The sequence below is a fragment of the Butyricimonas sp. genome, from assembly GCF_019423355.1.
Lineage (GTDB): Bacteria > Bacteroidota > Bacteroidia > Bacteroidales > Marinifilaceae > Butyricimonas > Butyricimonas faecihominis.
Map to the genome: position 1 here is coordinate 72,469 of NZ_JAHZBP010000011.1, position 12,296 is coordinate 84,764.

General features: G+C 44.0%; 11 protein-coding genes. 9 read left to right on the top strand and 2 right to left on the bottom strand.

Annotation, left to right across the window (positions count from 1 at the left end):
* The first annotated feature begins 7 nt into the window (after window positions 1–7).
* From QVC79_RS14535 to QVC79_RS14545, 3 genes are all read left to right on the top strand, one after another.
* Complete coding sequence (locus QVC79_RS14535; RefSeq protein WP_270593216.1) at window positions 8–553, top strand: hypothetical protein; 546 nt, start codon at window positions 8–10, stop codon at window positions 551–553.
* Window positions 554–859: 306 nt separating this feature from the next.
* Window positions 860–1,690, top strand: a complete 831-nt coding sequence (gene nudC / locus QVC79_RS14540) for an NAD(+) diphosphatase (protein WP_270593215.1) — start codon at window positions 860–862, stop codon at window positions 1,688–1,690.
* 266 nt (window positions 1,691–1,956) lie between these two features.
* Entirely contained in the window at window positions 1,957–2,733 is a 777-nt protein-coding gene (locus QVC79_RS14545; RefSeq protein ID WP_270593214.1) for a class I SAM-dependent methyltransferase, read from the top strand.
* Between the two features lie 196 nt (window positions 2,734–2,929).
* Here the strand turns inward: QVC79_RS14545 and QVC79_RS14550 are convergent, their stop codons facing one another.
* Complete coding sequence (locus QVC79_RS14550) at window positions 2,930–3,550, bottom strand: DUF1062 domain-containing protein (RefSeq protein ID WP_270593213.1); 621 nt, start codon at window positions 3,548–3,550, stop codon at window positions 2,930–2,932.
* Window positions 3,551–3,893: 343 nt separating this feature from the next.
* On the opposite strand from QVC79_RS14550, the gene QVC79_RS14555 reads away from it, so the two are divergent.
* Together QVC79_RS14555 and QVC79_RS14560 are read left to right on the top strand one after the other, a co-directional pair.
* Window positions 3,894–4,481, top strand: coding sequence for a phosphoglycerate mutase family protein (locus QVC79_RS14555; protein ID WP_270593212.1), 588 nt, complete (start codon window positions 3,894–3,896; stop codon window positions 4,479–4,481).
* A gap of 25 nt (window positions 4,482–4,506) precedes the next feature.
* Window positions 4,507–5,082: a GrpB family protein gene (locus tag QVC79_RS14560; protein WP_270593211.1), complete on the top strand. Its 576-nt coding sequence runs from the start codon at window positions 4,507–4,509 to the stop codon at window positions 5,080–5,082.
* Here the strand turns inward: QVC79_RS14560 and QVC79_RS14565 are convergent.
* Window positions 5,060–5,668, bottom strand: coding sequence for a MarC family protein (locus QVC79_RS14565; protein ID WP_124316921.1), 609 nt, complete (start codon window positions 5,666–5,668; stop codon window positions 5,060–5,062). The two genes, QVC79_RS14560 and QVC79_RS14565, sit on opposite strands and share 23 nt — an antisense overlap.
* Window positions 5,669–5,796: 128 nt before the next feature.
* Here QVC79_RS14565 and QVC79_RS14570 point away from each other — a divergent pair, with 128 nt between their 5' ends.
* From QVC79_RS14570 to QVC79_RS14585, 4 genes are all read left to right on the top strand, one after another.
* Complete coding sequence (locus QVC79_RS14570; RefSeq protein ID WP_124316922.1) at window positions 5,797–6,192, top strand: hypothetical protein; 396 nt, start codon at window positions 5,797–5,799, stop codon at window positions 6,190–6,192.
* A gap of 70 nt (window positions 6,193–6,262) precedes the next feature.
* Window positions 6,263–6,898, top strand: coding sequence for a DedA family protein (locus QVC79_RS14575; RefSeq protein WP_151411779.1), 636 nt, complete (start codon window positions 6,263–6,265; stop codon window positions 6,896–6,898).
* A gap of 1 nt (window position 6,899) precedes the next feature.
* The gene (locus QVC79_RS14580) at window positions 6,900–9,836 is read left to right on the top strand and encodes a calcium-translocating P-type ATPase, PMCA-type (protein ID WP_270593210.1); all 2,937 of its coding nucleotides are present in this window, start codon (window positions 6,900–6,902) and stop codon (window positions 9,834–9,836) included.
* A 20-nt stretch (window positions 9,837–9,856) separates the two neighbouring features.
* Window positions 9,857–12,124 carry a cation:proton antiporter gene (locus tag QVC79_RS14585; protein ID WP_270593209.1) on the top strand — a complete coding sequence of 756 codons (2,268 nt, stop codon included), beginning with the start codon at window positions 9,857–9,859 and terminating at the stop codon, window positions 12,122–12,124.
* The last annotated feature ends 172 nt before the right edge of the window (window positions 12,125–12,296 follow it).

The following is a 12,296-nucleotide window of genomic DNA, read 5'->3' on the forward strand; positions in this document are numbered from 1 at the left end:
TATCGTCATGAAAAGAAGTACATTTATTTTTATTATCGCTTGTATCGCAACACTTTCCATCGTGGGATGCAAAAACACGAACAAGAAAACACAGCAGGAGAATACCACTGAAATATCTTTGGCCTCCAAAACCTTGGACGTTAACGGTCTTCTGAACGTGGCCGAAGAACAACTGAATGATACGGTCGTTCTGAAAGGCGTCGTGAAACACACTTGTTCTCACTCCGGACGTCGCTGTTTCATCGCGGACTCCACGGGTAAACTCACAATCCGTGTTGAAGCTGGTGGTAACATACAATCTTTCAACAAAGAGCTGGTTAATTCCGAAATCGTCGTGACCGGGGTATTACAGGAACAACGCCTGTCACAGGAATACATCGACAACTGGGAAAAAGAAGTCGCGGAAGAAGAGGCTAAAGGAGACAAAGATTCCGACCACTGCGACTCTGAAAAGAACAGCATTCAACAAATGCGGGAATGGATGAAAAACCATAATAAAAACTTCTATTCTATCTACTATGTAAACGGCCTCGATTACGAGATGGTAAAATAGGAGCCAATTACCCTTCATTACAAAGTTTTTATTCTTAAATGAGGGTGTGTCAAAAGTCATTTATCCAACTCCCTCCCCCCTTCGGGGTACTCCCTCTATAAACAGAGAGAGAGTTGAAATACTCCCTGTCTTCGGGATGAGTCACCAGCTCCTCCTCTGTTTATAGAGGAGGTGGCACGAAGTGACGGAGGAGTTTTTTGAAATAAAATGACTTTTGACACACCCCATTTTCATTTTAAAAACTAGCGTCATATCCAACAATTTAATACCTTTGACGCCCGAATTCACAGGCAAAATAAATAAGGTATGATACAAGATATAGCGCCCCATATATTTTCAAATGCTTACGCCCCCAAACGTCCGGAGGCAACAAGCTACGCGCTTTATTTCGACGGGCGCACGGTTCTGGCAGGTAAAGATTCATCCGTCCTGCGGTTTCCCCGTTTCGCGGAATTAAACGGGATCGAAGAAAGTGTTTACGAGAAAGCCATTTATTTATTCGCCATTGACAACGACTGTTTTTATCTGGTACATCAAGTCCCGGAAGGACAACCGGAATTCGAGCTAAAAGACATCGGGCTTTTCCGGACAAGCGGGCCGAGACACCTTGCATTTGCAGGTATCACGGCGTACAGCCTCTACAAATGGTACGACAACCATCAGTTCTGTAGCCATTGTGGGACAAAACTCGTTCCCCATGAAAAGGAACGGATGTTACATTGCCTGACTTGTAATAACACTGAATACCCGAAAATCATGCCAGCCGTGATCATCGCCGTCACGAACGGGAATAAAATCCTGTTATCCAAATATGCCAACCGGGAATATACCCGCTACGCCTTGCTCGCCGGATTTACCGAGATCGGGGAAAGCGTCGAGGAAACCGTGAAACGGGAAGTCATGGAAGAAGTCGGATTACACGTTAAAAACCTCAGATACTACAAAAGTCAACCGTGGTCATTCTCCGACACACTTCTAATGGGCTTTTTTGCCGAAGTGGAAGGAGACGACAGCATCACGCTCGACCGGGAGGAACTGGCCTTGGCCGAATGGTTTGAGCGGGAAAACATTCCGGCTTCTGAATCTGACATTAGTCTTACCAGCGAAATGATCGAGTTTTTTAGAGCCGGAAAATAGATTTTAAATGAAAATAATATACCTTCGCCTCAACAAACAAAATATCGCTTTTTGAAAACAACAAATTCTAAGAAGATAAATGCGTAATTAACAGCCCGAATTCTTTCAGGCTGGATTTCCCTATCCGGGTTTCCTACCCGGAAATTATTTCTATTGATTTTATTTTTTGATTTTCAAGTGCCTACTGCCACGACGAAAATTTTTATCCGAATCTTTATGTCTAAAGCATGGGATTCACCATATAATCACATATATTTATTACAATTATGGAACAAGAATTACAATTAGTAGCAGACTTCGACTTTGACATGATCGTAGACTTTTTTTCACGTCTAAACCGTCAAGGTCCCGGAAGTCAACAAGTCACCCGACAAGCCTTGAGCTTTATCGGGGAGTTATCGGATAACGCCAAAATTGCCGATATTGGTTGCGGCAGCGGTGGACAAACCATCACGCTTGCCGAGAACACGAAAGGACAGATCACGGCGATCGATTTATTCCCGAAGATGATCACACTTTTAAAGGAACGGGCCATTCGTCATGGACTCAGCGACCGGATTTCCGGCATTGCAGTTTCCATGGAGAACCTACCTTTTGAACCCGGAGAACTGGATTTAATCTGGGCGGAAGGCTCCATCTATAACATCGGATTCGAAAGAGGTCTAAGGGAGTGGAAACAATTCCTGAAACCGGGAGGAATGATCGCCGTTTCGGAAGTTTCTTGGCTCACGAATACCCGACCGGATGAGATTGAACAATTCTGGAATTTCAATTATGCCGAAATTGACACCATTTCCAATAAAATCAAGAAAATGGAAGAAGCCGGATACACCCCGGTAGCCCATTTCATTTTACCTGAATATTGTTGGTTGGATTGTTTTTACAAACCTATGCAAGAAAACATTCCTCTCTTCTTGGAAAAATATAAAAACAGTAAACCCGCCCAGCAATTAGTACAACGGGAATTAGATGAAATCGACTATTACCGGAAATACAAAAGTTACTACGGCTATGTCTTTTATATTGGGATGAAAAATGAATAACGTGTTCCAAAAGTCATCTTTCAAACTCCCTCCCCCCTTCGGGGTACTCCCTCTATAAACAGAGGGAGAGTTGAAATACTACCCGTCTTCGGGATGAGTCACCAGCACCTCCTCTGTTTATAGAGGAGGTGGCACGAAGTGACGGAGGAGTTTTTGGAAATTAAATGACTTCTGGAACAGCCCCTAGTCCATAGATTTATAACATCCCCCGAAATATATACATATTTCGTAACTTCTCTTTATTCACAAATACAATATCTCCATCTTTAACTTTACGTTTCTTTAGCAAACAGCCTTCAGAAACAAAAATAGCTTCAGCTTCTATCATTTGGTTTAACAAATTGGAAGATACCCCTAAACACGATCGAATAACAGAAGATAGCTTCAACCCAAATTCAAAATAGGTTCTAATTTTAAACACCACGACCTCCCCCTCAACATCCAAGATGTCATTTATCGAAATACCATCATGCAAAATCTCGTATTCGACATTACTATAATCAAGTTCGACACCATTTTTACGTCCTATTTCAGAAGAAAAAGCGTACTCCCAAGAAAGTTTTTCATCATTTTCTGAAAACTTGGAAAATAAATCTTTTTTTATCAATTCAGGTTTTGTGCGTGACAAAATAGTCAAATTATAGGTACTATCACATTCAACACATCTATAAATTAACCATACATCAATATTTCTTTTTTGGGCATTCATCCTGAACTTGTTACTACAATAAAATCTATTACTATTACAATGATTACATTTTCTTTTTAAGGTAGGTGTGTTTTTAACCTTTATCTCCCATATATACTCTGTTCTCATAATCTATACTGTGCCTAATATTCTTTGAAAGATTTTATGATCATTCACAGCATTACAACTTACGGCACACGTAGAAGTGACCATAAACTACAACAATAGAGACTTATCCCCTTAAAAAGAGCAATGCCGTGAATGAAAAGAAATAAAAACAATAAACCGGCTTGGGCAGAATTACCCAAACGAAAGAATTATTAGCCTGTGGTTTCTAAGACTAATACTAAGCCAGTATAAATTTAAGAATTGTTCCCAAAATGTGAATATTTATAATTTCGGCATGAAGATAGTTGTTTTTTAGCAAAAACGCAGATTGTTTTTATACTTTTGCATATTCAATCACGAATATATGGAAACGATGTTACAACTTGCAGCTCGCAATACAGAACGAGCCAAACAGATAGTCCAAACAACTGACATTATCAATATCTGGAAATCCATCGGGGCGGAAATCAATCTTGTCGGGTCATTAAAAATGGGATTGATGATGAAACACCGGGATATAGATTTCCATATCTATACGCCACAATTAACCCCGGCCATCAGTTTCCAAGCAATCACGCAACTGGCCGCCAACCCGGCTATCAAACGAATCGAATACAAAAACCTGATCAACACGGACGAACATTGCATTGAATGGCACGCGTGGTACGAGGATACCGATTACGAATTGTGGCAAATCGACATGATTCACATCCTGAAAGGTTCCTACTATGACGGCTATTTCGAGCAAGTGGCCGAACGAATCTTAGCGGTATTGACACCCGAAATCCGGGAAACCATATTGAAACTAAAGTACAAGACTCCCGACGGCGAAGAAATCATGGGAATCGAGTATTATCAAGCCGTCATTCAAGACGGGATACAAGATTATACCGCTTTCCAAAACTGGCGGAAAACACATCCTGCAAACGGAATTATAGACTGGAAACCTTAACACAATGAACAACCCTTTACAAAAAATGACAAACGAAGAGCTTTGGGCTCTATTTCCGATCATCCTAAGCGAACATCGTGCAGAATGGACAAAGTTTTACGAACAAGAAAAAGACACCATCATTTCAGCTCTTGGGACAAAAAACATCAGCAGAATCAATCATATCGGCAGTACATCCGTCCCCGGTCTAATAGCCAAACCAACCATAGACATTCTATTGGAAATCCCCACTGACGCGGACATCCCGTCGCTCACCGCAGCCCTGATCTCTGCGGGATATATTTGCAACACGCAGCCTAATAACCCGGCCCCTCACCTGATGTTCATGAAAGGATATACCCCTCAAGGTTTCCGAGGCCAAGCCGTTCATCTTCACGTGAGATTCCCGGGGGATTGGGACGAACTCTATTTTCGGGATTACCTGCGTTCCCACCCGGAAACGGCAAAATCATACGGCAAACTGAAACAAAACCTTCAACTCCGCTATGAACATGATCGGGATGCCTACACCGAGGCCAAAACCGACTTTATCCAAGAGGCCACTCGTCTGGCCAGAAAGGAAATGGGAAACAAATACACTACACCGTCAACGACTTTATAAACAGCGTGATTCCGTCAAATATCATCTGTAACCCGATCGTGGCAACAATCAACCCGATAATCCGGATCAACGGGTTCATGAAATTGTATTTAATCAAGAAATTCCCGATTCGCCGGGCTTGTAACATACAAAACAGATTTACCACCAAAGCGATCAAAATGGCTATAATCGTGATCTCACGCCCGTATTGAACGGGAAACGTAACGGCTGCCGTGATGGTTGCCGGGCCCGCGATCATCGGGATGGCAATAGGCACGGTGGTCAGATCGGCTAGTTTGATATGCTCGTCCACTTTCAGGAAAAAACCTTTCAACAAACCGGATAAACCATTATACATCAACACCGCCCCACAAGTGATTTGAAAAGAATACAATTCGACATGGAACACGTAACTGAAAGTAACCTCTCCCAAGAAAAGAAAAAAGACTAGAATCAACGCGGCTGTAATAGATGATTTAATGGATATATACCGCAATTCTTTAGGACTGAACCTCTCCTGCAATGAAGTAACAATTAAAACTTTCTGTACCGGGTTTACTAACGCCAAGAGAGCCACGATACAAGCTAATATCATTTTTACCGTCATGATCCGAATATTTCTGATTCCCCGCAAAGGTACGTAATAAAACGGATTTATTGATAAGAAAAAGCGTAAACGAGACTGGATATATATCCAAAAAATATATTACTTTTGAGCCTGTAAATAATTTTATAATGAAAAGGCTGTTTTTTGTATATATATCTATCTTCATTTTTTCTTTACTACTCATAGTCAATGGACTACAGGCTGAGGAAAACGAGGAAGAGATAACATTGCCTACACAAACAGAACAACTATCCGAACCGGACGAGATGGCCCATCATTATGACACTCTCTTACGAGGTCTTCGTTTAGGCTCCGATGAAGGAATTGCAAGCTCTCACGGACGACGTTTCGGACTCGATAAAACTCCTAAAACAAACGTGTATTCGCATCACAATATGCAGAGTGGGAAGAATATTCCGATAAAATTGTCTTTCGCTAAAAAAGAACGGCACTTTATCCAATACCTGACCGCCCGACATAGTCAAGGTTTTTATATCTACTCGCTGAAAGTATTGCTGTTATGACAAAACCATAACGATAATTATAACAAGTGAGAGCAAATAAAAACATAAAAAAAAAATTTAGAAACAACATATGATCGATTGGCTTCAATCTATTCTCGATTGGTATATGCATAACGTGAACTACTGGAGCGTTCTCGTGTGTATGACCATTGAGAGTTCCATCATTCCCTTTCCGGCGGAATTGATCGTGCCTCCTGCAGCTTGGAAAGCTGCAAACGGGGATCTCAATTTCCTACTGGTAGTTATTTTCAGCACAATCGGATCGGTTCTAGGCGCCCTTTTCAACTACGTGTTAGCATACACGTTAGGGCGTAAATTCATTTATTCTTTCGCGGAATCACGCTGGGGAAAGATTTTGCGGATGTCAAAAGAAAAAGTAGAAAAATCCGAACAATATTTTTTGAAATACGGCAAAAGTTCCACGCTGATCGGAAGACTTACCCCGGGGGTAAGAAGTTTTATTTCCCTTCCGGCTGGATTGGTCAAAATGCCTTTAAACAGCTTTATATTTTACACGGCTGCCGGAAGCGGTATCTGGAACCTGATACTGGCTACGGCCGGCTATTTTTTATATTCTCGAAAAGAGTTACTGGAAAAGTATTTCACCGAGATTTCCATCGTCATGCTAATCGTCGGCATTGGCTTTTTCACGTATCTTATTATTCGGTCAACACGTAAAAAAAAACAATTAAATCTTAAATTATAACATGGAATCACGTAAACACTACACGGGCCTCACGGATAAACAAGTGCTGGAAAGTCGCGAGAAACACGGGGCTAACGTGTTAACTCCCCCTAAAAGGGATTCTTTATGGCAGATTTTTATCGGGAACTTTGAAGATCCCGTCATTCGCATATTAATGATCGCGGTATTTCTTTCGGGAGGTATCGCCATCTCCATGTATTTCTCGGAAGGAATCATCGAGATCGCAGAAACCATCGGTATCGCCGTGGCCATTTTACTCGCGACAGGGGTAGCCACTTGGTTCGTGTGGGATGCAAACAAAAAGTTCGACGTGCTGAATCAAGTGAATGACGACACGTTGGTTAAAGTTATCCGCAACGGTAATGTACATGAAGTCCCTAAAAAAGACATTGTCGTGGACGACATCGTGCTATTGGAGCAAGGAGAAGAGATCCCCGCCGACGGGGTGCTTCTGGAGGCAATCTCGTTACAGGTGAACGAGTCCAGTTTAACCGGAGAACCGATCGCCAATAAAACCGTGATCGAGTCCGAATTTAACCTCGAAGCCACCTATCCTTCCAATCACGTGATGAGAGGCACAACCGTATCCGACGGTCACGGGATCATGCAGGTACTCGCCGTGGGAGATGCCACGGAATTTGGAAAAGTGGCAGAAAAATCTTCGGAAAAAAGCGAAGAACCAACCCCGCTCGACAAACAGCTGGATTCGCTGGCAAAATTCATTGGAATAGTAGGATTCTGCGGTGCCGCGGTCACGTTCACCATCCTATTCATTAAAGCCATCTTCTTTAATCCCGCATCCCCTACCCCGGAATTAGGACAGCTCGGACTGATCGGGGCATTGATAATCGCGGCAGTCATCATGCTTGCCAAAGTATGGGTACCTGTTATATACGATGTTCATGCCCTACGGGGAAAAGAAAAAGAACTCCCCAAGAGTATAAAGCAAGGAGGTTGGGGACGTTGGATTCTGTACGGATTAGGAGCATTGGTTATCATGCTCGCCATTGGTTTGGCTTTCGGGGTTAAACCTTGGGATCCGCAAGCGTGGATCTCGCTAAGTCTGGGAAAGAAAATCCTGTCGGCATTCATGGCTTCCGTTACCCTGATCGTGGTAACTGTTCCGGAAGGTCTTCCAATGAGTGTTACCTTGAGCTTGGCTCTCAGTATGCGTAAAATGCTAAAATCCAACAACCTCGTTCGCAAAATGCACGCTTGCGAAACGATGGGTGCCACAACCGTTATTTGTACGGATAAAACGGGAACCCTGACCCAAAACCAGATGACCGTGTACAAAACAAACTTCTACGGTCTGAAAGATCAACAACTCACGGATAATGAAAACTCCCGACTGATAAAAGAGGGTATTGCCGTAAATACAACCGCGTTCCTTGACTTTTCCGATCCGGGCAAAGTGAAAACTCTAGGTAACCCGACCGAGGCTGCCTTGTTACTCTGGTTAAACGGACAACAGGCTAATTACCAAGAACTCCGGGAAAATGCCACGGTGATCGACCAATTAACCTTTTCCACGGAACGGAAATACATGGCCACATTGGTTGACTCTCCCGTCATGGGAAAAAAGATTCTATACGTGAAAGGGGCTCCCGAAATTATCTTCGCTCAATGTAAGAACGCGTTGATCGACGGGGAACTGCAACCGATTGCCAGTTACAAAACGACCGTGGAGAACCAATTGCTGGAATACCAAAATCAAGCCATGCGGACGCTGGGTTTTGCTTACCAAATCATCGAGGATAATGAACCGCATTTTAAAGACGGACGTTTATACAACACCGAATTAACCTTCCTTGGTATCGTGGCAATTTCAGACCCGATCCGTTTGGATGTACCGGATGCCGTAAAACGCTGTTTTGATGCCGGAATACAAGTGAAAATGGTGACCGGGGATACACCGGGTACGGCAAAAGAGATCGGAAGACAAATCGGCCTGTGGACGGAAAAAGATACCGATCGAAATGTGATCACGGGAGTTGAATTCGCGAAACTAACTGATAAAGAGGCCTTGGATCGAGTACTGGATTTAAAAATCATGTCCCGTGCCCGCCCGATGGACAAACAACGCCTCGTTCAATTGCTACAACAGAAACAAGCCATCGTGGCCGTTACCGGAGACGGGACGAACGACGCTCCCGCCTTGAATCATGCACATGTGGGATTATCTATGGGTAGCGGAACCTCCGTGGCGAAAGAGGCCAGTGACATCACCTTGCTGGACGACTCGTTCAGCAGCATCACCTCTGCCGTGATGTGGGGACGTTCGGTGTACCAGAACATTCAACGGTTTATCCTGTTCCAGCTTACCATTAACGTGGCAGCCTTGATTATTGTGCTACTGGGGTCTTTGTTCGGTTCGGAACTTCCCATCACGGTAACACAGATGTTGTGGGTAAACCTCATCATGGACACGTTTGCTGCCGGGGCTTTAGCCTCACTCCCACCTAGCCCGGAAGTGATGAAACGGAAGCCGAGAAACTCGAATGCCTTCATCATCGTCCCGCAAATGCAGAGACTGATACTAGCCACCGGAATCACGTTCGTGGTTATCCTACTCGGCTTGTTATATGTACTCTCCAACTATGCCGGAGGTATTGAGGCCGGAACACCGGAAGGACTTCGGAACCTGACGATCTTCTTCACGGTATTCGTGATGTTACAGTTTTGGAACATGTTCAACGCGAAGACTTTCGGAACAAATGATTCCGCCTTTAAAGATATATTCAAAAGCGAAGGTTTCCTTACCGTGGGAATGGCCATTATCGTGGGACAAGTACTCGTGGTCAACTTCGGTGGTTCCGTTTTCAGAACCATCCCGTTGACGTGGACCGAATGGATCTGGATCACGCTTGCCACGTCTCTTGTACTTTGGGTGGGAGAAATCTTCAGAGCATTCAAACGAATGAAAAACAGGAAGTAGTGTAAAAATCATTGGGGATCATGAAAAGGAATAGCACAAACTACTGGATATATCTCGGCATGATGACCGTCTTCTGTGCTTTAATTTACTTTGCACTTTGCACGGGTCAACATATCGATCATCCCGAAGTCAGCAGTACGGTAAACACGGAAATGAGTTCATTTGAACTATTCAAACGAATCATTTCCGACAATCTGGCAAACTCACTAACGATCTTGTTGTTACAAATCATCGTGATTTTGATCACCGTCCGCATTTTCTCGTTCCTTTTCAAATACATCGGGCAACCCGGTGTTATGGGTGAAATCGTGGCCGGAATCGTCTTGGGACCTTCGTTGCTGGGATATTTTTTCCCGGAATTCTCTGCCACGCTATTCCCTCCCGAATCACTGATGAACCTGAACCTGTTAAGCCAGATCGGGTTAGTGCTGTTTATGTTTGTCATCGGACTGGAATTGGATTTCAGCGTCATAAAAGACAAACTAAACGAAACACTGGTCATCAGTCATGCCGGAATCGTGGTTCCTTTTTTCCTAGGAGTAGTAGCTGCCATCTGGGTATACGCGGACTACGGGGCACAGCAAGCGGAATTTTTACCTTTTGCCATGTTCATCGGGATAAGCATGAGTATCACGGCCTTTCCCGTGTTGGCCCGAATCGTGCAGGAACGTAATATGACAAAAAGCCCTGTCGGGATGTTATCTATCGCCTCGGCGGCCAATGATGACGTCACCGCATGGTGTTTACTGGCCATCGTGATTGCTTTAGCGAAAGCGGGTAATTTCGTCAGCGCCCTCTACACCATTGCCTTAACGCTCATCTACATCGCCTTCATGTTTATGGTCATGCGCCCGTTTCTGCGTAAAATCGGGGACATTTATGCCAACTCGGAAGTCATCAACAAGACCTTCGTGGGATTCATATTCCTCTTCCTCGTACTCTCGGCGGTAACGACAGAAATCATCGGTATTCATGCCCTTTTCGGGGCATTTATCGCCGGGGTAGTCATGCCCACGAACATCGGCTTCCGTAAAGTCATGATGGAGAAGGTGGAAGACATTTCTTTGGTATTCTTCCTCCCCCTATTCTTTGCCTTTTCGGGATTACACACGGAAATCGGTTTGATTAACACGCCGGAGCTATGGGGCGTGTGCTTACTGTTCATCGTGGTAGCCATTGCCGGGAAGTTTGGGGGGTGTACGTTGGCTGCACGGGCTGTGGGCGAAAACTGGAAAGATAGTCTTATCGTCGGCACACTAATGAACACACGGGGACTTATGCAACTCGTGGCCCTGAACATCGGGTTCGAGATGGGAATCCTTTCTGCCCAAATGTTCGTGGTGCTATTGATCATGTCTTTATTGACCACGTTCATGGCAACTCCCATGTTGTCGCTCGTGGAAAAGATATTTGCCAAACAAGAGGAAAAATCCCATCATCACGAGAAAGTGTTGCTCTCCTTTGGTCGTCCCGAAACCGGTAGAACCTTACTGGGTATGGCCGATCTTTTACTAGGACATCGTCTGCAAAACAGTCAACTTATAGCCACCCACTTCACGCTGGGAACAGACTTGAATCCTGCCAAAGCGGAAGAGTTTGCAGAAGAGAGTTTTATTCCCCTTCGGGAAGAGGCTCGCCATCTGAATTTACAGGTTGATGAACGTTATCAGGTAACCGACAAACTCATTCAGGAGATGATTCACGTGGCCAAGAAAGAACACGTGGACTACCTGTTCGTCGGGGCCGGACAACAATTCATGCAGGACAATAGCACGGCCCCCGGAAAACTGGGTAAAAGATTCACCACGATCTCCCGCTGGTTGAAACAATTAAAAGATCGCCCGTTACATTTACCGGGAACGCTACTCCGGCAAAAACTGGAATCCATCATGGATCACGTGGATTGTTCCGTGGGAATCTTCGTGAACAGAGGTTTCACGCGGGCTTCCAATATCTTACTTCTCGTTGATAGCGAAGACGACTTGTTCCTCTTTAATTACGCCAGAACCCGGTTGGGCGAACAAAGCATGACCATCCGGATTTGCTTTATCAACGAACAGGTGGATAAACAACTAGAATCCAGAATTATGAATGATTTCGTTCAAATCGATTCAAACAAATTCATACTGGACAAACCATTAACCATGAACACTTTTATTGAAAATAAAGAAACCTTATTAGTGATGAGTTATACCACTTGCGAAAAGTTGTCAAAAGATCAGGCTCTTTTTGCAAAGTTACCCTCACTACTAATCATAAGGCCAAAACAAATAGAATTTAAAGTTTAAAATTTAGAATTTAGAATGGAAAAAACAACTACCCCCTCTGGCTCCTTACACAGGGGGAGAAACGGACGCAAGAAGACGTTTCAAGGTTACATTGTAGCGTTTCCTCCCCCTGTGCAAGGGGGAGTTAGAGGGGGTAGTCAAAGCGCAGGCTTTGGGCGGCTGGAATCTAAAA